An 18,302-nucleotide genomic window follows, 5' to 3' on the forward strand; every position below is an offset into this window, starting at 1 on the left:
TGGTGACGTTGCGGACAGGTGCAGCGGTGAGCAGCTGGTCAGCCATTGGTCGGCTCCTTCATGAAGCAGATCCAGTGCGTGCCGGCGCGCTTCCCGGACGGATGCCCGAACAGCGGGCGAGCATCGGTCAGGGCCAGCACCTCGCGCGTGGTCACCTGCACCTCAGACCACTTGAAGACCAGCACGCCCTCGGGTCGCAGCACGCGGAAGCACTCGGCGAACCCGGCGCGGAGATCCGCGCGCCAGTCCTTGCTCAACTTCCCGTATTTGGCCGCCAGCCAGCTGTCCTTGCCGGCGCGCACCAGGTGGGGAGGATCGAACACCACCAGCGGGAACGATCCGTCCGCGAAGGGCAGGGCGCGGAAGTCCATCAGGCAGTCCGGATGGATGGATAGGACGCGCGTGCCGTCGACGCGGTGGGTGCGATCGATCACCGTGATGGTTTCGTGCCGCTGGTCGCCGAACAGGCCGCGCTGGTCGCTGGGGTCGAACCACATCATGCGGCTGCCGCAGCAGGGGTCGAGGACCGCTGGCAGAGCGTCAGCCATTGCCCACCGCCTGGCTGTCGAGCAGGGCCCTCTCTGCTTGCTCGATCGCATAGTCGAGATCGTCCATGCACTTCACTCCGCGCGTTTCCACGACTCGGTCGCGCATGAACTTGGACGCAGCCACCAACTCGCGGAGCCTTAGCGACACGTTGAGCGAGCGGGCAGCATCGTGCCTGGCGGCCTGCCAGAACGGTTGGGCCCAGTGCCCAGCCGGTGGCGGGGTATGGCCTTGGGAAGCAACCATCAGCGTGCCAGTGATCGCGTCTGCCACACGGGCGCGGATGCCTGCCGGATCGGCATCGAGCGAGTAGGACAGGTCCACGGCCTGCGCCGGCTGGCCGATCACCTTCTCGGCCTCAGCGCGAATCGCAGGGCCAATGCTGCATCCGTCCCAGTTTTTCGCAACCCGGTCGATCACAGGCCACGGGCCCACGGTCTGCGCGGCCGGGGCGGCGTAGAGGTAGTGCAGCGTGTGACCGTGGCGCTCTGCCCATGCGATTGCTTCCGCGCCCGGATTCCCGCCGAATGTGACCGGCCCAGCCTCGCCGGTGTCGGAGAAACTGTAGTACCAAGCCACCGGCTCCCCCACCGGCTGGCGGGCGGCGAGGACTTCGATTGCAGCGTGTACGGTCGCAAGATGAATCGGGTTGGGATCTACGTCTTGGAAGTAGTCCACCACGTCACGCAGCTCGTCCAGCAGATCGCTGTCATCCCCCTGACCACCCGGGGAGGGCTGGGCGGCGAGGTGCTGCCAAGCGATCCAAGCCTTTGCTGTCACCTCGAAGGCATAGCCACCGAGCCTGCCCCGGGCAAGCGGCAGCCCCTCAGCCAAGCCCCAATCCTCAAACCGCGCCCGCTCGGCCTGATCCCCCAGCCTCACCCTCCCACCCGGCTGCGCGCCCGCCAGGGTCTTGTTGTCGTTGCTCATGCCTGCATGTCCTTGCTGTTGGTGGAGCGCGCACCGCGCGCCCTGGCTTCAAGTTGCTCGGCCACGCCGAGGTAGTAGGCGTGCCGTTCCAGACGGATCGATTCGGGGAACTGGAAGTGCTTCAGTGACTCTTCCGCCTGCACGCGCCAGGCGACTGCTTCGCGCGCTGGGTCGTCATCGAAAATGTCCATCTGGACCGGCTTGGCCATGGGTCAGTGCTTGTCGACGGTGCGATGGCGGCTGTAGCCCATGCCTTCGATGGGAATCCCACACCAGGTGAGCGTTGCGCCGGGAATTGGCTCGGGCCTCGCTTCGCGCCAGGGCTGTTTCGATCCGGCCTTGCGCGCTCGCATCCATGCCGCCTTGGCTTCATCCCGATGCGGCTTTTGCATTCGGGCCAAGATCCGGCGAACGCAGTGCTTGAGGTCGGATATCTGCAGCACGCTGCGCGGCGGCCGTTGGCCCTTGGCGGTCGTGTAGCCGTCAACGAACCCGGCGACCTGTTCGCGGATAAGTTCGATGCGGGGCAGCTCCCCGTTCTCCTTTTTGGAGAACTCGGGCTCATGTTGGAAATCGACAACGACGGAATCGGTCATGGCGGATCTCTGAGGAATAGGTTGCCGGCTGTGTGGAAGTCCTGCCGGCGTGGGAGGCCGGTAGCGCCGGCCGGGCGATTGCTCAGTGCGTGTCGTCGGCAGGCAGGGGAGCGCGCTGTCGCTCTTCGCGGCGACGCTGCATTGCCGCGGCGAAGGGCGGCCAGGCCGCGCGGATCTCGATGTAGGCGATGACGGCCCACAGGAGCGCCGCGGCCAGGAAGGCCGCGCCGAAGCGGGAAGAGATCCCGCTGGTGACGGCATAGGCCAGCGCGACGCCGAGGAACACGACACAGAAGAAGGGCAGGACCAGGTGGCGCATTACTCGGTCTCCTGTTCGGTGGTGGGCTCGGCCGGCGCGGGCGCCGGGCTGACGGGCGGGGTGATGGGCGGGATGCCGACGGCCATGGCGGCGAAGAAGTCGGGGTCGGTCACGGCTGCACCCCCGTGAAGCTGAAATTGCAGGAGCGCTGACAGTTGCCGTTCCTGGCTTCCCAGCGCAGCGACGCGATCTCTTCCTCATGCGGCGCCAGGGCGTCTTTGATGGCCTGGAACGAGGGCAGGGCGAAGTCCTGGAAGGCGGACAGCTTCTCGGCCAACCAAATGGCGCGGTAGTGGGTCGGCAAGCCGCGCTGCACACACGCGCCGGTCTCCACGTGAGTGACCTGCCAGTCGCCCAGCTCGGCTACCGTGCGATCGCCCATCATGGTCTTCTCGTCATCGCTGTAGACGTGATGGCAGAAGAACGGTCCGACTACGAAGCCGGTGAACTTGTTGGGCGGCGATGCGTCGGAGCGCTGGAGGTCTTCGCCGCGTGGCAGGGTGAAGGTCTGAATCGCGGCCGGGATGCGGAGGAGGGAGGTCATGCGGCACCGCCTTGAGCGCGCATCAGGCGCATGGCCGCGCCGAGCTGGTCGACCATTTCGCTGACGGCGCGCGCGGCGCTGTATCGGCCGCTGAGGAAGTCTGCGCGGGCGATGGCGGCGGCGGTGTCGGCGTTGTGGGGGTGGTATCCGAGGCGCAGCGCGGCGTGACGGACCGCGTCAGCGACAGCCTTGGCGCGGACTCGGCGGGTCGGGAACTGCAGGATGACGGCGCTCATGCTGCAGCCGCCTGCTGGAGGGCCAGCGGCTTGCTGCGAGCGATGGTGGCGACTTCGGTCGCGCCTTCGTCGATCGCGTCAGCGCACACGGCGAGGTGCTCGGCCAACTCGCGGGCCTCGGACGAGGTCAGGCTGAGGAGGGCTGTGCCGCCGACCTGGACGACGACGGTTCCGGCGTGGGGCCGGGATTCGACGCGCGCTGCGCCGCGGCTGGTGGTGGTGATCGCGGCCATGGCTCAGGCCTTCTTGCTGCTGACGCAGCTGCTGAAGGCCTCGCCGAACGCGGCCGCGAAGGCGGCAGCGATGGGGCGGAGGGTGGCCCAGAGGGGCCGGTTTGCGGTGCGCATGCTGGTCTCCGGCGCCCTGCCTCTGTTGGGAGGCTTCTTGGGCGGCTGGAGGCAAGTATGCCTATAGGAATTGATTGGTCAATGCCTATAGGCATAATATTTTGCAGGAGCCGACGAACGGTATGCCCGCATTCATCGGTTTCTTGCTGCTGTTAGCCCTCTCGGACCTGCTTCATGATGTTGCCCAGGGTCGGGCGATCCCGCTCTGGCGATGTGTCCGGTGCGCTTTGCGGGTTCCGCAGCGGAATGAGCGAACGGAGAAGGTTGTTGGTTTCGTCCTGCTTCTGGACCAGCTGCACCAGCAATCGTCGGATCGCCAGGACGGCGAAGGGGACGAACATTCAGACGATCGCAAAGATCAAGAAAAGGACCTGAAGAACGAGATTTCCCGTTCCGAAGATCGGATCCATAGAGCCTCCATGGCCGGCGACAAGCCGGCCTCGGCCAATCATGCCACCCAATTGCAGGTGGCGCCCTTGATCAGGCCTACTTCTACGAACGGCACCCCATCGTGGATGGCCTGTTCCGCGCGCTGTAGCGTGTCGATCAGCGACTCCAAGTCGGCATCCGAGAGACATTCCAGAACGCCATAGACGTGCATCGTTTCTTGCCGAACCAGCCATCCGAGCTGATACAGCGTCTGGAGGTCTATGATCCGGCGTAGCATGGCGTCTCGCCTCGTGGCGGACTCGGTTCGCTTGGCCTCCGGCCGGGTCATTTCCTCTGCGATCAGCGCTGCGAGCTCGTCACGAAGCAAGGGGTTCATGTCTCTTCCACCGTCATCATTATGCTTGCCAGGAGTGCCTGCACCGCTTGCGGGGTGCTGGCTGCCAGTTCCGGATCGTGGGCATAGAGAGCGGAGATCATGCGGGCTTTGAGCCTTGCAGGAACGCTACGACCGCTCTGTGCGGTTGCCGCCTCTACTGTCTCGATCAGGGACGCCAGCTTTGCAGGGTCCAATCCCACATTCTGAGACGCCTGAGACGGTCCTTGTGCTTCAAGGTCCCGCCAGACCAGGTCGTCGATCGACACGCCGAAGTGGCGCGCCAATCCGGCGACGGTGGCATAGCCCGGCATCTTGGTTGTGCCGTTGATGATCTTGCTGATGGCCGGTTGGCCGACACCCGCCGCAGAGCTGGCGCGGCCTTGGCCGCCCTGCAGCTGAGACGTGGTGAGGAAGCGCAGATTCTTGATGAGAAAGTCCATAGCGGAAGGTTCGCGGTTACCGTTCGTCGGGTCGAATGCCTATAGGCATCGAATTGCTTGACCGAGGCATTCCTATAGGCATAATCGGGGTATGGACCCCATCGCTGCCATCGACGAACTGCGTGCCGCCCGCCTGACGGATGAGGCCATCGCCTCTGCCGTCGGTGTGCGGCAGTCCACCATCAACCGAATCCGCAATGGCAAGCGGCGTCCGTCCTATGCGGTCGGAAAGGCCCTGGTTGACCTGGCTGCCGCCCGTCGCCGTAAGCGCCGACCGACGCAGCCCAAGATGAGCGCGTCCCGGCCAATCAAGGACTTGGGCCCGCTGCTGGACAGCCGCATGAGCAAGCGCGCGCTGCGCGCCCGGCTTGGCCTGTCCACAGATAGGCAGCTGGCCAAGGTGCTGCAGCTGCCGATCGAGCAGGTCGAGTCCTGGACGGAAGAGGGCGCCTTGCCGGCGCTGCCGGAGATCCAGCGGCTGCTGGGCGTCCAGGAACAACCGCAGGCGCAGCCCGCGCCGCACGACCCTGACGAGAACCGTTACGCCCCCCTGGAGGTTGCCTGACATGCGCGCGCTGAAGCGACGACTGGCGATCCATCGCCGGCTGCGGGCCTTCCAGCAATGGGAGGTGTTGGCAATGCGGCTGATTTCCGGCGGCGCGGGGAACGCGCTCCGGGCGCCGTAGGCGCCTGCCATCCATGGGTAGTTGATGTCCATGGCGCACATGTTGCGCCGCACGAATGCCTGAAACCACGTTCACGAGAGCCCCGAATGAACATCATCGACGCAGCCCACAAGACCGTGCATGCCTATCCAGGCGGTAGCGAGTCTCTGGCACCTCGCATTGCCATGTCAGCGGCGGTGCTCCGCAACAAGGTCAATCCGAACAACTCGACGCACCACCTGACGCTGGTCGAAGCCAGCGAGGTGATGGGCGTGACCGGTGACTACCGAATCCTGCACGCCTTGGCCGGCGAGCACGGCTACACGCTGAGCAAGATGGAAGGCAGGACCAGCGGCAGCCTGATCGGCGCGCTGCTTGCGGCCGCCGGCGCCAAGGGTGATTTGGCCGAGGTCATTGCCGAGGCGATGGCTGATCAGCGGATCACGCCGAACGAGGCCAGCACCATCGCGCAGCACTGCGCGCGCCTGCAGGAGATCTTTGCCGAGCTTGCTCAGCATGCGGCGAACGCTGCCGCGAGGGATGCGCAATGAACCATCCGGCACGTTCCAGCGACCTGAGCACCAGCCACGACGCGGCGCACTACGTGGTCTCGAGCGGCCTGCAGGCGCACCAGCACGACCAGAGCGCCAAGGCTGTGACGGACAACCCGGGTATGACCAGCAACGAGCTGGCGCAGGCCACGGGCCTGGACCGCTACATGCTGGCCCGCCGTCTGCCTGAACTGATCAAGGCCGGGCGCGTGTGGCGCGGCCCGAACAAGCCGTGCGCGGTCAGCGGCCGCACGGCGTGCACCTGGTGGCCAGTCGCCCCGGGCCAGAACCTGGCATTGGGGATCTGACGTGGCTGCACGCATGACAGGCATGGTTTTCGAGCGCTATCCGGGTGGTGGCGGTGAGCTGCTGCTGGCGCTGGCTCTGGCCGACAACTCGCACGACGACGGCACCCGCATCTTCCCGTCCGTTGCCACGTTGGCTGTGAAGTCCAGGCAGTCGGAGCGCTCGGTGCAGTACCAGCTCCGGAAGATGGAGCGCATCGGCTGGCTGGAGGTCGTCAGCGAGGGCGGTGGCCGCATGAAGGGCTACAAGTCCGGCGGCCGTCCGCGTGAGTACCGGATCAGCCCGTACTGGATCGCCGGTGGTGATCTGGCCATGGATGGGGACGCTGGAGAACAGCCCGAAAGTTCAAAGGGTGCAAATTCTGCACCCTTTGCAAAGGGTGCAAAACAGAGTCGGAAAGGGTGCAAAACGACGCAGGAAAGGGTGCAACCAGACGTCGAAAAGGGTGCAACAGCTATTGCACCCGAACCTAAAGCAACCAAAAGCAACCAAGAGCAACCCTCACACCGCGAGTGTGAGCGCGAGGCCGATCCACTGGCGTTGACCGCTGACCAGGTCGACCGCGAGCTGGCCGGATTCGGTAGCACGCCACATGGCATCGACCGCGAGCAGCTGGCCCGGTTCGTCCGGCACCGCGCCGCGATCCGCCGCCCGCTGTCGGTCCAGGGCTGGTTGCAGGTCCGCCAGCAGCTGCTGGACCTGATCACCGCCGGCCACGACCCGAACGAATCCCTGAAGCAGACGATGGCCGCCGGCCTGTCGCTGCCCGTGATCCCTGTCGCCCAGCCATCCGCAGGAGCAACCCATGCAAGCCCTCAACACGGTTCTGCCGACCGCACCGAGCAGCTCGAACAGCAGTTCTACGCCCAACGCCGAGGCGGTGGCCACGGTGGCGGCGCTGGGTTTGAACCAAGCGATGTCGTCGACGCCGAGTTTGCCGTCGTCGGCTGAGCCGCTGAGCGAGTCGCAGTCGGCCTACCTGTGGGAATTCTGGAAGCAGATGACGGCAATGTTCCCGGGCAAGTGGGAGCGCGAGAACGGCGCTGCGCCATTCAAGAAGGACGGCAGCCTGACCATCGCGGCCAGCACGTGGTTCCAGGTGCTGAAGGGCCGCAGCCGGGCACAGCACGCGCGCGGCATGGCCTGCTGCCTGACCGAGGGCCGGGAGTGGCCGCCGAACCCACCGAGGTTCCTGACCATGTGCCTGGACATTCCGGTCATGGCGGCGGTTGAGCGGGAGATGGCGCCGGGCCGGCCGCAGAGCGGCTTCACGGTTCTGGTGCGGTCGCTGCTGGACCTGCACGTCTACGCCTCGGCCGACCACGGATCGCAGCAGCGCCGGATGCTGGAGGAAGCCTACACGCGCGCAGTCCAGCACGTGGTCGACGGCAAGCCGTTGCCGCAGCCGGTGCTGGCGATCGAGCAGGAGAAGCACGGCGTGCGGCCGGTGCGTGACCGGGATTCCGCGCGCGCTGCGATGGAGCGGGCTGCGGTCGACCTCGGGTTCGGGGAAGGCGCATGAGCAAGCACGACACGGTGCGGCTGCTCCACGCCGAGCGCTGCAGCGTTGCAGAGATAGCCCTGGCGGTGAACTGGCGGCCATGCAACGTGCGTTGGTTCATCCGGAACTGGATCGATACCGATGGCGACTGAGGCCGAGCTGGCCCAAGCGGAGCAGGCCGGGCGATGGGCGCGAGATGCCTGCCGCAGCCGGGAATCGGCACCGCGGTACGAGATGGGGCAGGACGGAGTGACGCGTCGACGCCGCTGGCAGGGCGGATGGGACATGCGGGACCAGGAACTGAGCGCGGCACGCCGCAGCACCACGAGGAACAGACGCTGATGGACTTCACCAAGTACAGCACACGCAGCAAGTTTGCCAAGGAGATCAACGCCGGCTACTCGGCTCGGCTGAACGGGCAGCGCCTGAGCGACAACCCGCACCTGGTGTGGATCGAATGCGAAACGGAGGACGGCGACAACCGCCGCGCCGGTCCGCTGGGCGAGAAGGCCGAGGCCTGGCAGCACGGGTGGCGTCTGGCCGACGAGGCCGCGCGCTGATGTGGTCCAAGGCCCCGCCGCCGACCAGGGAAGAAGCCGCCCGGATCGAGCTGGCCAAGAAGGGCCCGTGCATGGCCTGCCTGGCGCTGCTGGAGCAGCAGCTGCTGGAGCCGGAGCTGGTGGTCTACGGCTGCGACTACAACCACGCCAAGAGCGGAAACCTGCGGCGCGGCCATATGTTCGGCTACGCCCTATGCAAGTGGCACCACATGCGGCATCCGATGGAGGGGAACACCTTCGCGACGATGCGCCAGATCTACGGCCCGAGCCTGATGGATGGCTCGCGGACCTTCCGCGAGACATACGGCTCCGACGACGAGCTAATCGCAAACCAGACGTACATCAACGAACTGAGGGGTGACACCAATGGCTAAGCCGACAGGCCTGTCCGACGAGGTCAGGACCATTTTCGAAGAGAGGAAGGGCCAGTCGCTCGGCCACCACCAGGTGTTCGAGTTGATGGACGTGACCGGCCTCGGAAAGACGAAGGAGCGCAACGGCGTACGCGACGTTCTGACGTGGCTGGTGAGCTGCGGCTACCTAGTGAAGACCGGCGCCCGGGCTACCGCCGCGTACCGCTACAGCGGAAAGGGCATGCGCTTCCACAAGGCGACGGCGGAGGAACTTCGCGAGCGGCGCATCGAGCGCGGCCGCGCCTACCGAGCGCGCAACGGCGCACAGCCGAAGGCACCGCGCGTGGACAAGATGACCATCAACCGGTCGCGCGTGGCGCTTCTGGCGGACCTGGCCCCGGCCAAGGCGTGGGGCAAGGAGAAGGACGGCCAGCGGCCGGCCGAGACGGTGGAGCAGTTCGAGGCACGCGGCGGGCAGGTGCAGCGCCTGACGGCCAGCTGGGAGCAGCGAGCATGACCGCCGCCGCATTAAAGTCATGCCCGTTCTGCGGTGGAGCTGCAGAACTGATCGGAAACGATGAAATGGGTTGGAGCGCTGGCTGCGAGAACGACGTAGATGATTGCAGCCCGGGGCCAATGACTTTCCTCGCGAGGTCCCCTTCGGCGGCTGTCGAGTCGTGGAACAGGCGAGCTGCAGGAGCGGTGAACTGGCGCCCCATTGACGAGGCACCGCAGGACGGCACCCGATTGATGCTGTGGGACTCGGAGACACAGCGGCCGGTGTTCGGCAGCTGGCGGGGTGACAACCCGGCGATCACGCACTATGCGGCCGAGCCGGCCGGCCCGGAGGTGGCCTGATGAGCGGTGCACTAGTGAATGAGGCCCGATGGCTGGCGGAAGAGGCGCATGCCAGCCAAACCGACAAGGCCGGCCGCCCGTACATCGAGCATGTGGCTCGGGTCGCAGCGGCGGTCGCCGGCGATGACGCCGCCGAAATGGTGGCCTGGCTCCACGACGTGCTGGAGGATCAACCGGCATTCGCGACCCAAGTCATGCTGTTCCCGCAGGCCGTGGTGGAGGCTGTGTTCGATCTGACGCGCGGCGTGAACAAGAGCGAGGCGTTCTACAACTGGAAAATTCGACAGAACCCGCTGTCGCTCAAGGTGAAGCTGGCAGATATCGCCGACAACAGCGACGAGTCACGACTGGCTCTGCTGGACCAGGACATGGCGGCTCGCCTGCGGGCCAAGTACGCCAAGGCGCGCGCTGCGCTGGGGGTGAAGTGATGGACGCCATCGAGAAGCGGGCGCGGGAGATCCTGGCGCAGAACGTTGGGTCGCTGGAAGTCGGTGGCGTTGTGAGTCCATCCGGTGACCTGTTCCTTGCAGAATCCGGAGTAGTTCAGGCCATCATCGCCGCCCTCACGCCGCCCGATGGCTTCTTGCTGGTGCCGGCGCAGCCGACTGAGGAGATGATCGCTGCCGCTTGGCGGCATGGGGATGGAGACGAAGCGCCTGACCCGGTCTACTCCTGGCGGGCCATGATCGCCGCTCGCCCGGAGGTGCCGTGATGGCGAACATCGAGCGCTCACTGACGTACCGATGCAGCGATGACTGCGAGATGAGCGGCTGCCCCGGTCACACCGGCATCTTGTTCTACCAGAGCACATCAGACGCCTACAGCTTCAGCTTGAACGGGCGGATCCTGCACTTCGAGCGTGGTGAGCTGGAGGCGCTGGTGGATCTGCTGCGATCACTGGATCGCATCGATGCTGTGCAGGTGAAGCCATGAGTCAGCAACCCACCGATCACCACCACAACCGCGAGCCTGGCTGGCCGGCGTGGGGCCGGCAGAACCTGACGCTCACTGCTGCTGTACGGATGGTTCGCATGTACGGAGACCGCATCCCATCGGTTGCCCAGCTTCGGGCCGACTTCGGCGTGAGCCGGGCGACGGCATTCCGTTGGCGTGCGGCCTTCCGCGATGCGATGGAGCAGAACGAGGGCGCCCATGCAGGCTGACCGCGCGCTGGAGCTGGTGCTTCCCTGGCCGAGCAAGGATCTGTCGCCGAACGCGCGCGTGCACTTCCGGGTAAAGGCCCGGGCCACGAAGCTGGCCCGGCAGACGGCGGCGGTGCTGGCGAACGAGGCGGGCTGGCGCGGAATGGTGCTCCCGCCAGGCCGGCTGCACCTGTGGATCGACTGCTACCAGGCGCCGGGAAAGAAGCTGCCTGACGACGACAACATGGTCGGCCGCTGCAAGCCATACCGCGACGGAATTGCCCAGCTTCTGGGGATCGATGACGCGCTGTTCTATGGGCACCTGTTCGTGAAGGACGAGCGGCGGCCGGGTGGCCAGGTGGTGGTGCGAATTACGGGCGGGCCGGCAGCGGCCGGCCACTCAACGACAGGGGAACGGGCATGAATCCACGAGAGACGATGGCGCGGCTGGGGCCGAGTACGGTGAAGTTCGACATCGGCCGGGGAGGCGGGAAGCCCGACCTGACGAACCAGGACATTGCCGCGGCGCTGGGCATGGTGCCGGCAGGCCTCGGCCGGGAGCTGCTGGAGGCGTGCTGGTGGCCGGATGGCGCTGCGCTGCGCCGGCACAAGCTGCGGGACGCGGTGATCGCGCTGGTGACGCCGGAGCTGCAGCGCCAGCAGCGGCGGCTGGCTGAGGCCCGGACGGATCTCGGCCTGGCCGAGGTGTGCATGGGGTGGGGCGGCGCGGCGACGGCGGAGCAGCGGGCCAACCGCGACGCGGCCCAGCAGCGGCTGGGCCGGGTGAAGGCGCAATGCTGGCCGATCAGCACCCTGGAGTCGCTGCCAACGCTGGCGGCGGCGGTGATCGGCGAGATCGCCAAGCGGCCGCACTGCGCGGCCTGCGAGGGCAGGGGCCAGGGGTTGGTTGGGGAGCTGCTGGCGCCCTGCAAGGTGTGCGGCGGATCAGGGCTCGGCCCGGTCAGCGACCGGCGTCGGGCTGCCTCTATTGGGCGCGACGAGTCGACCTACCGGGCGAAGTGGCGCGGGGTCTATGAGTGGCTGCTGCAAAAGATGACTGAGGCTGAGCAGGAAGCATGCTGGGCGCTTTCTAATGCACTGAACCAAGCCGCCTAACCTGCCCAGCGCATAGAATCAGCGATAGGCGTGCCAGGGGGCGCGTCAATCACGGAGGAAGTATGAAGTTCACTGATGAGCAACGTCTGATAGTGCTGATGCTGGCGGACATCCAGAAGGCGCTGAAAATTCGAGGTGAGTTTGATCCCGGCTTCATCTCGAAGGTGGCGGCATATAAGGAAGAGTTCGCGATTCCCTTCGAACATGGGCTGTTGTTTGACGATCAGGATCTACCCGAAAGCTTCAAGTTCGTCATCAACGTCTTGGACATGTGGTCATTCATCGAGCGGGCCTACGAGGGGCTGGACGCAGCTCAACGCCAAGAGCTAGTTGACCGTGTTGGTCCACGTGGGAACGACCCTCGGTTCCATGGTTTTGATGGCAACAACGAAACAGAGTTGATGTCCCACTGCAGGCTTCTTGTTGAAGATCTGCACCGGTTCACTGAGTTTGAGGGACGCGACTTCAACTCGCACGGGCCCATGGCCGCCCGCTACCGCGAGATGTACGAGCTCTTCGAACCGATGAGGCGCGAACTGCTGGACCGCCGCAAGCTGAGTCTTGATGACCTCGCGAAGTTGCTTTCGATCAGGTGAGAATGCGGGAGTGACACTCCCGCACTTTTAGGGGTAGATTCACTACCATCGCGCACGACCCGACCCCGGCCACCCAGCCGGGGTTTTTCATTTCAGGATCCGCCATGGCACAGATCACCCCCCAACAAGCTGGCGGCGTGAACGTCGTGGCCTTCCTCGACATGCTGGCCTGGTCCGAAGGTACGGACAACGGCAAGCAGGCCACCAAGGACCGCGGCTATGACGTGATTGTCGGCGGGCAGTTGTTTAAGAGCTACGCCGACCATCCGCGCGTGCTGGTGGATCTGCCTAAGCTGAAGATTCAGTCGACGGCAGCCGGCCGCTACCAGCTGCTGCGCCGCTACTACGACGCGTACAAGAAGACGCTGGGCCTGAAAGACTTCGCGCCCTTGAGCCAGGATCTGATCGCGCTGCAACAGATCCGGGAGCGCCGCGCGCTGCAGCTGATCCAGGCGGGCAAGATCCCGGAGGCCATCAAGGCGGTCAGCAACATCTGGGCAAGCCTTCCGGGTGCCGGCTACGGCCAGTACGAGCGCAAGCTGGCCGACCTGCTGTCTGTATTCCGCGCAGCTGGTGGGAAGGTGGCAGGTACATGACGATGGAAGCCCAGCCGAGCCAGGACGGCCGCACCAAGATCTCCCTGGGACCGGTGGAGCGCTGGATTGCACTCGTTATCGCCGGGGCCATCGTGAGCATCGGTTACTGGCTGGTGGGTTCAATGCAGTCGGTTCTAACCCAGCAGCAGGTAACGAACCAGCAGATCACCGGGCTGCAGCAGCAGCTGCAAATCATGAACACCCAGCTGGCGGACGTGCCGGCGCTGAAGCTGGAGTTGGCCAAGCAGGCCGTGCAGGTAGAGCAGAACAAGGCAGACATCCGCGAGCTGAAGCAGCTCAGGGGGCTGAAGTGAAGAACGTGAAACTCACCAGCGACCGGCGCCATTTCTGGCGATTCTGGTCGGTTCGTCTGTCGTTGCTGGCTGGCATCATCAGTGCCACCGCGCTTGGCATCATCGGCGCCTATATGTTGCTGCCGGCGGACTGGCTGCCGGTGGTGCACGACGGGTTCAAGCAGACCGTGGCCTACAGCGCTCTGGCATCGGCTGGCGTCACCTCGTTCCTCGCTGCGGTGTCCCGCATCTTCGTGCAGCCCAAGCTGAGCAACGGCGATGCTGATCCCTGACCCGCTGCGGCCCTATGTGGGCCTGATCCGCATGGGGCTGTGGGTTGCCGCGGTGGGCGCTGTCCTGCTGATGGGTGCCCGGCTCGGGGCGGACTATCGAAGCAAGAAAGACCAGGCCCTGATCGCCGCCGCCGAGAAGCAGCGCGACCTGGCCAAGGCCAGCTCCGACGAGAACCTGCGTGCGGCGAACGCCTGTGGCCAGCTGCTGCAGCAGGTGAACCGGCAGACCCAGTTGGCCATTGATGAAGCCGCCCGGCAGCAGCAGGCAGCCAAGGAGGCCGCCCGTCAGGCCGAAGCGGCAGCAGCCCAGAGCCAGCGTCGCGCCACCCAGGCCGAGCAGGCCCTGCAGGCGGCCAAGACCCAGCCGGGATGCCGGCAGCAGTTGGAGCAGAACCTATGCGACGCCATTCCGTTGCTGTGATCCTGGCCGCGGCGCTGCCGCTGTGCGGGTTCGGCAGCTGCAGCAAGGTCGAGAAGCCTGACCTGCCCAAGGTGGTGTACGTCCCAGTCGAGCGCACCGTGGCTGTGCCGGCGCCGCTGACCGCCCGCTGCCCGGTGAAGCGCGCAGCCGCCCGGACCATCGAGAGCGTGGTGTCGGCCTACAACGCCAACGTGCTGAGCCTGGAGCAGTGCAACAGCCAGCTGGGCGCCATCGAGAAGCTGGCTCCGGCCAACGAACAGAAGCAGGTGAAGCCGTGATCCTTGACCGATTCAACCCGCGTGTGTGGTTGCGCAACTGGCTGCTGAAGCCCACGGCAGCGGAAGCATCGATCGGTCAGGAGCTTCCCAACCGCGTGACCCTGACGGCAGAGCGCTTTGCGGTGGTGAACACCCATGCACAGGGTCAGCCGGTCGCTCATCCATTCGAATGCGCAGATGCCCAAGTGTCCTTGGGCATGGCGCTGGCCGAGAAGATCGATAAGGCCATCGGGCAGTGGGCGGATCGTGAGCAACGACCAGGTGGTGTTCTCTATGGCCGCTGCCCCGAGGCGTCATGGAAACTGATGAAGGACGGCAGCCTCAAGATCCAAGGCATGGGGCCGAATGAGGGGCCGACCAGTGAGCCTGTCTGAGCGCTTGCGCCGCATTGAACTGCGGCAGGAAGAACAGAGCAGAGCAACAGCTCTGCTCGGCGAGAAGGTCGATGCCCTGTTGGCGGCACTGGCAGCCGAGGGCGAGGAAGAACAGGAAGAGCCGGCCCGCAGCCTGGATGGTGAGCTGGTGCCCGGTGAGCGCGACCAGTCGCAGAGCCTCGGCTGATGGGTATCGTCACGATCATCCCGCCACCGGTTGACGACGGCTCGGGACTCACCCGTACCCAAGGCACCAAGGTGCTGGTCGACGGCCAAGAGCTGAAGGGGGTGACCAAGGTAGAGCTGGTCGCCAGCGTCGACGATGTGTGGCGCGCCCGCATCGAATGCGTCGCTAAGGTGCAGGTGATGCCTGGCATGTTGTTGGAGGTGGAGTCGCGCCGGCAGCTCTCGTGGTGGCGGCGGCTCGCGCTTCGCATCGCTGGTGTGAACATCGACGCCACAAGTCTGAGCTGCACCGCGCGCAGGAGCGAGAAACCATGATGGCTAGCTTCCCAGGTCGTCACCGCCCTATGCCCCAGCTAGCGCCTGTGCATGTTGCCCAGGCCGCTCAAGAGAACTACGGCAAAGGGCGAGGCGGTCGGCCATGGCGCCGCAAGCGCGATGCGGTGATGGCGCGTGACATGTACCTGTGCCAGCCGTGCCGCGCTGCTGGTCGCATCCGCCAGGCGGAAGAGGTCGACCACGTTGTGCCGCAGGCAGAAGGTGGCACGGATGCGTTGGGCAACCTGCAAGCGATCTGCTGCGAATGCCATGGCACTAAGACCAAGGCAGAGGCAGCGCGAGGCGCGAACCGTTCTCATCCATACCTCTCGAAGCGATGAATGCGAGCGATTCGCATCAAATGCCCCGGGGGGAGGGGAAAAAGTTCGAAGCGTTCCCCTCGGACACCGGCCGCTCAGTCGTTTTTTTGCACCGTCAATTCAGAAAATTCAGTTTTTGAGGCCTGTCTATGTCCCGCCCCCGCAAGCCGACAGCGCTGAAGGTGGTGGCCGGCACCGACCGGCCGGACCGAGAAGCGCCAGCCGCGGCTGAACTCCCCTTGGTGTCCGACGTTCCACCGGCACCGGACTGGCTGCCCAACGCCCATGCATCCAAGGAATGGGACCGGCTTGCCCCGATCCTCCATGCCAACAAGCTCCTGACCGAGGCCGGACTGTCGGCGCTCGGCCAGCTATGCGCCCTCCACGGGAAGACCGTCCAGCTGTATGCCGCCGGCGAGGCACCGGTCGCATCGATGGTCGCCCAGCTGCGCGGGCTGATGAATGACTTTGGCCTGACGCCGGTGGCGCAGGGAAAGGTGAAACCGAATGGCGACACGGCAAAGCCGAGCAACGCGTTCGCCGCGCTCGGAAAGCCCCACGCCGCCGGAAAATGACTACGTCGACGTTGCAATCGCATACGCGAAGGCGGCTGCGGCAGATAGGGGAGGCAGGTTCGGCAGGCTGATCAAGCTGGCCGCGAAGCGGTTCCTGGACGACCTGAAGCGCGCCAAGAAAAAGGGCGCACCGTTCTCCTTCTCGCGCGATCACGCCAATCACGCCTGCAGCTGGATCGAACTGCTCCCGCACGTGGAAGGCAAGTGGGAGACGCCGGAGATCCGGCTTCACCCGTCGCACGTCTGGTTCGTGGTCCAACTGTTCGGGTTCCGAAAACCTGACGGAACTCGGCGGTTCACGTCTGCGCTGTTCGCGGTGGCGCGAAAGAACGCGAAGTCGACGCTGTCGGCTGCCATCCTGCTGTACTGCGAATGCTGTGAAGAAGAAGAGGGCGCGCAGGTCATCTCGGCGGCAACTACCGGCAGCCAGGCGCGCATCATTTTCAACGTGGCCAAGCGGATGGCCGAGAAGAAGGCGGACCTACGGGAAGCCTACGGGCTTGAGTGCTGGGCCAATGCGATCAGTCGCGTCGAGACGGGTGCGACGTTCAAGCCGATCAACGCCAAGGCGTCAACGCAGGACGGCCTGAATCCGTCCCACGTTGGCCTCGACGAGATCCATGCGCACAAGACGCCCGATCTGCTGAACGTGTTGCAGTCGGCGGCCGGCGCGCGCCGGAATCCTCTCTGGTTGTTCACGACCACAGAGGGTTACGCGAACCCCGGTCCCTGGTCGGAAATACGGCAGTTCGCCACACAGTTGTTGGAGGGGGTGTTCGGCGATGCTGCCGACCACTTCCTGGCGATCTTCTTCGCAGTGGATAAGGACGACGGGGACTTCGATGAGAAGGCCTGGCACAAGGCCAACCCGTTGATGGACGTGAATCCTCATCTGCTGGCGGCAATCAGGAAGGAGTCGATCGAGGCGAAGGCGATGCCTTCGAAGCTCGCGGAGTTCCAGATCAAGCGGTTGAACCGGCCCGCGGCAGCGGCAAACGGCTTCATCCTTCTGCCGAAATGGAATGCCTGCCATGGCGTGGTCGATCTCGACGCGCTGAAGGACGTTCCCTGCTGGGGCGGGCTTGACTTGGCCAGCACGCGCGACCTTGCATCGCTGCGGCTGGTCTGGCGTTTGGACGACAAGATCATCACTTGGGGCCGCCGCTGGGTGCCTGAGTCGGCAGTGGCGCAGCGCACCGAGCGCGGCACTGTCCCGTATGCGGGCTGGGTCGCGGCCGGGCTACTGGAGCAGACCGAGGGCGAGGTCACTGACTACGCGGTGATTGAGCAGGCGGTTCTGGACGTGCACGAGCGTTTCAACCTGCAGTCGCTTGCCTTCGACCGCTGGAACGCGACCGAGATGGTCAGCCGTCTGGTAGCGGCAGAGGTTCCGCTGGTTGAGTTCATTCAGGGTACGAAGTCCTACCACCCAGCAATGGTGGATCTGGAGCGCGCCTACATCGGCAAGCGGCTGGTGCACGACGGTGACCCTGTGCTGGCTTGGTGCGCGGCAAACCTGGTCGCTCGCAAAGACGTGAACCTGAACATGGCGCCGGACAAGCGCCGGTCCGCCGACAAGATCGACGACATCACCGCGCTGCTGATGGCCATTGGCATCAGCATTCCGGTGGCGGAAGAGAAGAGCAACAAGAAACTCGTCCTCATGACCCTGGGTGGAACCGAATGAACACCGAGAATCGCGCCTACAGCGTGTTGGAGGTCAAGTCCTATGACGACGACCAGCAGATCATCACCGGCTGGGCGACCACGCCGGAGCCGGATCGCTACGGCGACGTCGTCGAGCCCCTGGGTGCCAAGTTCGCGGCCGAGCTTCCGCTGCTGTGGCAGCACCGCCACGACAGCCCGGTGGGCATCGTGAAGTTCGGCAAGCCGACGGCCAAGGGCATCCCGTTCACGGCGAATGTGGCGAAGATCGCCACCCCAGGCGCGCTGAAGGATCTCTGCGACCTCGCCTGGCAGTCGGTGAAGGAGCAGCTGGTGCGCGGCGTGTCGATCGGCTTCCGCGCGCTGGAGTACAGCTACATGGATGGCGGCGGTATCCGGTTCACCGAGACCGAGATCTACGAGCTTTCCCTGGTCACCATCCCGGCCAACGCCGCGGCGACCATCCAGACGATCAAGGCCATGGATACCGGCGCCCGGCGACCGGTGAACTATGGCGTTCCGCTCATCCAGCGCCAGGCGGCCAAGGTCGAACGACCGGCCGACGGAGCGGTGAAGTTGCTGCACTGAAGCACTGGGCCTGACGGCCCTGCGGG

40 protein-coding genes are annotated in these 18,302 nt (G+C 65.4%); 29 read left to right on the plus strand and 11 right to left on the minus strand.

From position 1 onward, the window contains the following. Nucleotides 1-38: 38 nt before the first annotated feature. The 11 genes from ACMZPQ_RS02825 to ACMZPQ_RS02875 all read right to left on the minus strand — a co-directional run bounded on the left by ACMZPQ_RS02825 (nucleotide 39) and on the right by ACMZPQ_RS02875 (nucleotide 4,724). On the minus strand, nucleotides 39-497 hold the full coding sequence (locus ACMZPQ_RS02825; protein WP_414486012.1) for an SAM-dependent methyltransferase: 459 nt from the start codon (nucleotides 495-497) through the stop codon (nucleotides 39-41). Between the two features lie 43 nt (nucleotides 498-540). After that, nucleotides 541-1,476 (minus strand): hypothetical protein, encoded by a 936-nt coding sequence (locus tag ACMZPQ_RS02830; protein ID WP_414486013.1) that lies wholly within the window; start codon nucleotides 1,474-1,476, stop codon nucleotides 541-543. Continuing rightward, nucleotides 1,473-1,685 carry a hypothetical protein gene (locus tag ACMZPQ_RS02835; protein ID WP_414486014.1) on the minus strand — a complete coding sequence of 71 codons (213 nt, stop codon included), beginning with the start codon at nucleotides 1,683-1,685 and terminating at the stop codon, nucleotides 1,473-1,475. The genes ACMZPQ_RS02830 and ACMZPQ_RS02835 overlap by 4 nt, the downstream gene beginning before the upstream one ends. Before the next feature lie 3 nt (nucleotides 1,686-1,688). Further along, entirely contained in the window at nucleotides 1,689-2,072 is a 384-nt protein-coding gene (locus ACMZPQ_RS02840; protein ID WP_414486015.1) for a hypothetical protein, read from the minus strand. 82 nt (nucleotides 2,073-2,154) lie between these two features. Further along, nucleotides 2,155-2,391 (minus strand): hypothetical protein, encoded by a 237-nt coding sequence (locus ACMZPQ_RS02845; protein ID WP_414486016.1) that lies wholly within the window; start codon nucleotides 2,389-2,391, stop codon nucleotides 2,155-2,157. Between the two features lie 109 nt (nucleotides 2,392-2,500). Continuing rightward, nucleotides 2,501-2,935 (minus strand): hypothetical protein, encoded by a 435-nt coding sequence (locus ACMZPQ_RS02850; RefSeq protein ID WP_414486017.1) that lies wholly within the window; start codon nucleotides 2,933-2,935, stop codon nucleotides 2,501-2,503. Beyond that, nucleotides 2,932-3,171, minus strand: a complete 240-nt coding sequence (locus ACMZPQ_RS02855; RefSeq protein ID WP_414486018.1) for a hypothetical protein — start codon at nucleotides 3,169-3,171, stop codon at nucleotides 2,932-2,934. The genes ACMZPQ_RS02850 and ACMZPQ_RS02855 overlap by 4 nt, the downstream gene beginning before the upstream one ends. Further along, a complete protein-coding gene (locus ACMZPQ_RS02860) occupies nucleotides 3,168-3,404 on the minus strand; it encodes a hypothetical protein (RefSeq protein ID WP_414486019.1) in 237 nt (78 codons plus the stop codon). Before ACMZPQ_RS02860 ends, ACMZPQ_RS02855 begins: the two co-directional genes overlap by 4 nt. 266 nt (nucleotides 3,405-3,670) lie before the next feature. After that, a complete protein-coding gene (locus tag ACMZPQ_RS02865; RefSeq protein ID WP_414486020.1) occupies nucleotides 3,671-3,859 on the minus strand; it encodes a hypothetical protein in 189 nt (62 codons plus the stop codon). 107 nt (nucleotides 3,860-3,966) lie between these two features. Continuing rightward, entirely contained in the window at nucleotides 3,967-4,284 is a 318-nt protein-coding gene (locus ACMZPQ_RS02870) for a hypothetical protein (RefSeq protein WP_414486021.1), read from the minus strand. Beyond that, on the minus strand, nucleotides 4,281-4,724 hold the full coding sequence (locus tag ACMZPQ_RS02875; protein ID WP_227852734.1) for a helix-turn-helix domain-containing protein: 444 nt from the start codon (nucleotides 4,722-4,724) through the stop codon (nucleotides 4,281-4,283). Before ACMZPQ_RS02875 ends, ACMZPQ_RS02870 begins: the two co-directional genes overlap by 4 nt. Nucleotides 4,725-4,815: 91 nt before the next feature. Between ACMZPQ_RS02875 and ACMZPQ_RS02880 the strand changes: the two genes are divergently transcribed. From ACMZPQ_RS02880 to ACMZPQ_RS03025, 29 genes are all read left to right on the plus strand, one after another. Next, nucleotides 4,816-5,289 (plus strand): helix-turn-helix domain-containing protein, encoded by a 474-nt coding sequence (locus ACMZPQ_RS02880; protein WP_414486022.1) that lies wholly within the window; start codon nucleotides 4,816-4,818, stop codon nucleotides 5,287-5,289. Nucleotides 5,290-5,496: 207 nt separating this feature from the next. After that, nucleotides 5,497-5,940 carry a phage regulatory CII family protein gene (locus ACMZPQ_RS02885; RefSeq protein WP_049469831.1) on the plus strand — a complete coding sequence of 148 codons (444 nt, stop codon included), beginning with the start codon at nucleotides 5,497-5,499 and terminating at the stop codon, nucleotides 5,938-5,940. After that, nucleotides 5,937-6,248, plus strand: coding sequence for a winged helix-turn-helix domain-containing protein (locus ACMZPQ_RS02890; RefSeq protein ID WP_414486023.1), 312 nt, complete (start codon nucleotides 5,937-5,939; stop codon nucleotides 6,246-6,248). The genes ACMZPQ_RS02885 and ACMZPQ_RS02890 overlap by 4 nt, the downstream gene beginning before the upstream one ends. Before the next feature lies 1 nt (nucleotide 6,249). Continuing rightward, nucleotides 6,250-7,197, plus strand: a complete 948-nt coding sequence (locus ACMZPQ_RS02895; protein WP_495495820.1) for a hypothetical protein — start codon at nucleotides 6,250-6,252, stop codon at nucleotides 7,195-7,197. Then, the gene (locus ACMZPQ_RS02900) at nucleotides 7,163-7,768 is read left to right on the plus strand and encodes a hypothetical protein (protein WP_414486025.1); all 606 of its coding nucleotides are present in this window, start codon (nucleotides 7,163-7,165) and stop codon (nucleotides 7,766-7,768) included. Before ACMZPQ_RS02895 ends, ACMZPQ_RS02900 begins: the two co-directional genes overlap by 35 nt. Beyond that, nucleotides 7,765-7,899, plus strand: a complete 135-nt coding sequence (locus ACMZPQ_RS02905; protein WP_275576706.1) for a hypothetical protein — start codon at nucleotides 7,765-7,767, stop codon at nucleotides 7,897-7,899. The genes ACMZPQ_RS02900 and ACMZPQ_RS02905 overlap by 4 nt, the downstream gene beginning before the upstream one ends. A 189-nt stretch (nucleotides 7,900-8,088) precedes the next feature. Further along, nucleotides 8,089-8,307: a hypothetical protein gene (locus ACMZPQ_RS02910; protein ID WP_414486026.1), complete on the plus strand. Its 219-nt coding sequence runs from the start codon at nucleotides 8,089-8,091 to the stop codon at nucleotides 8,305-8,307. After that, on the plus strand, nucleotides 8,307-8,681 hold the full coding sequence (locus ACMZPQ_RS02915; protein ID WP_414486027.1) for a Ref family recombination enhancement nuclease: 375 nt from the start codon (nucleotides 8,307-8,309) through the stop codon (nucleotides 8,679-8,681). Before ACMZPQ_RS02910 ends, ACMZPQ_RS02915 begins: the two co-directional genes overlap by 1 nt. Continuing rightward, nucleotides 8,674-9,177: a hypothetical protein gene (locus ACMZPQ_RS02920; RefSeq protein ID WP_414486028.1), complete on the plus strand. Its 504-nt coding sequence runs from the start codon at nucleotides 8,674-8,676 to the stop codon at nucleotides 9,175-9,177. The genes ACMZPQ_RS02915 and ACMZPQ_RS02920 overlap by 8 nt, the downstream gene beginning before the upstream one ends. Then, nucleotides 9,174-9,518 (plus strand): Lar family restriction alleviation protein, encoded by a 345-nt coding sequence (locus ACMZPQ_RS22965; protein ID WP_502321126.1) that lies wholly within the window; start codon nucleotides 9,174-9,176, stop codon nucleotides 9,516-9,518. The genes ACMZPQ_RS02920 and ACMZPQ_RS22965 overlap by 4 nt, the downstream gene beginning before the upstream one ends. After that, nucleotides 9,518-9,946: an HD domain-containing protein gene (locus tag ACMZPQ_RS02935; protein ID WP_414486029.1), complete on the plus strand. Its 429-nt coding sequence runs from the start codon at nucleotides 9,518-9,520 to the stop codon at nucleotides 9,944-9,946. Before ACMZPQ_RS22965 ends, ACMZPQ_RS02935 begins: the two co-directional genes overlap by 1 nt. After that, on the plus strand, nucleotides 9,946-10,230 hold the full coding sequence (locus tag ACMZPQ_RS02940; RefSeq protein WP_414486030.1) for a hypothetical protein: 285 nt from the start codon (nucleotides 9,946-9,948) through the stop codon (nucleotides 10,228-10,230). Before ACMZPQ_RS02935 ends, ACMZPQ_RS02940 begins: the two co-directional genes overlap by 1 nt. Next, nucleotides 10,230-10,451 (plus strand): hypothetical protein, encoded by a 222-nt coding sequence (locus ACMZPQ_RS02945; RefSeq protein ID WP_414486031.1) that lies wholly within the window; start codon nucleotides 10,230-10,232, stop codon nucleotides 10,449-10,451. Before ACMZPQ_RS02940 ends, ACMZPQ_RS02945 begins: the two co-directional genes overlap by 1 nt. Beyond that, on the plus strand, nucleotides 10,448-10,681 hold the full coding sequence (locus ACMZPQ_RS02950) for a hypothetical protein (RefSeq protein WP_414486032.1): 234 nt from the start codon (nucleotides 10,448-10,450) through the stop codon (nucleotides 10,679-10,681). Before ACMZPQ_RS02945 ends, ACMZPQ_RS02950 begins: the two co-directional genes overlap by 4 nt. Continuing rightward, nucleotides 10,671-11,084, plus strand: a complete 414-nt coding sequence (locus ACMZPQ_RS02955; protein WP_414486033.1) for a RusA family crossover junction endodeoxyribonuclease — start codon at nucleotides 10,671-10,673, stop codon at nucleotides 11,082-11,084. Before ACMZPQ_RS02950 ends, ACMZPQ_RS02955 begins: the two co-directional genes overlap by 11 nt. After that, complete coding sequence (locus ACMZPQ_RS02960) at nucleotides 11,081-11,776, plus strand: hypothetical protein (protein ID WP_414486034.1); 696 nt, start codon at nucleotides 11,081-11,083, stop codon at nucleotides 11,774-11,776. Before ACMZPQ_RS02955 ends, ACMZPQ_RS02960 begins: the two co-directional genes overlap by 4 nt. A 62-nt stretch (nucleotides 11,777-11,838) precedes the next feature. After that, complete coding sequence (locus tag ACMZPQ_RS02965) at nucleotides 11,839-12,372, plus strand: YfbU family protein (protein ID WP_414486035.1); 534 nt, start codon at nucleotides 11,839-11,841, stop codon at nucleotides 12,370-12,372. 104 nt (nucleotides 12,373-12,476) lie between these two features. Continuing rightward, nucleotides 12,477-12,968, plus strand: a complete 492-nt coding sequence (locus ACMZPQ_RS02970; RefSeq protein ID WP_414486036.1) for a glycoside hydrolase family 24 protein — start codon at nucleotides 12,477-12,479, stop codon at nucleotides 12,966-12,968. Further along, entirely contained in the window at nucleotides 12,965-13,282 is a 318-nt protein-coding gene (locus ACMZPQ_RS02975; protein ID WP_065427804.1) for a hypothetical protein, read from the plus strand. The genes ACMZPQ_RS02970 and ACMZPQ_RS02975 overlap by 4 nt, the downstream gene beginning before the upstream one ends. A gap of 5 nt (nucleotides 13,283-13,287) precedes the next feature. Beyond that, nucleotides 13,288-13,554: a DUF7940 domain-containing protein gene (locus ACMZPQ_RS02980; RefSeq protein ID WP_152906889.1), complete on the plus strand. Its 267-nt coding sequence runs from the start codon at nucleotides 13,288-13,290 to the stop codon at nucleotides 13,552-13,554. Continuing rightward, a complete protein-coding gene (locus tag ACMZPQ_RS02985) occupies nucleotides 13,541-13,975 on the plus strand; it encodes a hypothetical protein (RefSeq protein WP_414486037.1) in 435 nt (144 codons plus the stop codon). The genes ACMZPQ_RS02980 and ACMZPQ_RS02985 overlap by 14 nt, the downstream gene beginning before the upstream one ends. Further along, on the plus strand, nucleotides 13,951-14,253 hold the full coding sequence (gene lysC, locus ACMZPQ_RS02990; protein WP_248858141.1) for an Rz1-like lysis system protein LysC: 303 nt from the start codon (nucleotides 13,951-13,953) through the stop codon (nucleotides 14,251-14,253). Before ACMZPQ_RS02985 ends, lysC begins: the two co-directional genes overlap by 25 nt. Beyond that, nucleotides 14,250-14,627, plus strand: a complete 378-nt coding sequence (locus tag ACMZPQ_RS02995; protein ID WP_414486038.1) for a hypothetical protein — start codon at nucleotides 14,250-14,252, stop codon at nucleotides 14,625-14,627. Before lysC ends, ACMZPQ_RS02995 begins: the two co-directional genes overlap by 4 nt. Continuing rightward, nucleotides 14,614-14,814 (plus strand): hypothetical protein, encoded by a 201-nt coding sequence (locus tag ACMZPQ_RS03000; protein WP_248858139.1) that lies wholly within the window; start codon nucleotides 14,614-14,616, stop codon nucleotides 14,812-14,814. Before ACMZPQ_RS02995 ends, ACMZPQ_RS03000 begins: the two co-directional genes overlap by 14 nt. Further along, complete coding sequence (locus tag ACMZPQ_RS03005; RefSeq protein WP_414486039.1) at nucleotides 14,814-15,128, plus strand: hypothetical protein; 315 nt, start codon at nucleotides 14,814-14,816, stop codon at nucleotides 15,126-15,128. The genes ACMZPQ_RS03000 and ACMZPQ_RS03005 overlap by 1 nt, the downstream gene beginning before the upstream one ends. Before the next feature lie 140 nt (nucleotides 15,129-15,268). Then, nucleotides 15,269-15,469 (plus strand): HNH endonuclease signature motif containing protein, encoded by a 201-nt coding sequence (locus tag ACMZPQ_RS03010; RefSeq protein ID WP_414486065.1) that lies wholly within the window; start codon nucleotides 15,269-15,271, stop codon nucleotides 15,467-15,469. A gap of 128 nt (nucleotides 15,470-15,597) precedes the next feature. Beyond that, nucleotides 15,598-16,023, plus strand: a complete 426-nt coding sequence (locus tag ACMZPQ_RS03015) for a hypothetical protein (RefSeq protein ID WP_414486040.1) — start codon at nucleotides 15,598-15,600, stop codon at nucleotides 16,021-16,023. Continuing rightward, entirely contained in the window at nucleotides 15,956-17,710 is a 1,755-nt protein-coding gene (locus ACMZPQ_RS03020) for a terminase large subunit (RefSeq protein ID WP_414486041.1), read from the plus strand. Before ACMZPQ_RS03015 ends, ACMZPQ_RS03020 begins: the two co-directional genes overlap by 68 nt. Next, entirely contained in the window at nucleotides 17,707-18,276 is a 570-nt protein-coding gene (locus ACMZPQ_RS03025) for an HK97 family phage prohead protease (protein WP_414486042.1), read from the plus strand. The genes ACMZPQ_RS03020 and ACMZPQ_RS03025 overlap by 4 nt, the downstream gene beginning before the upstream one ends. Nucleotides 18,277-18,302 lie beyond the last annotated feature (26 nt).

Source organism: Stenotrophomonas maltophilia (assembly GCF_047497515.2).
In the GTDB taxonomy this organism is placed as follows: domain Bacteria; phylum Pseudomonadota; class Gammaproteobacteria; order Xanthomonadales; family Xanthomonadaceae; genus Stenotrophomonas.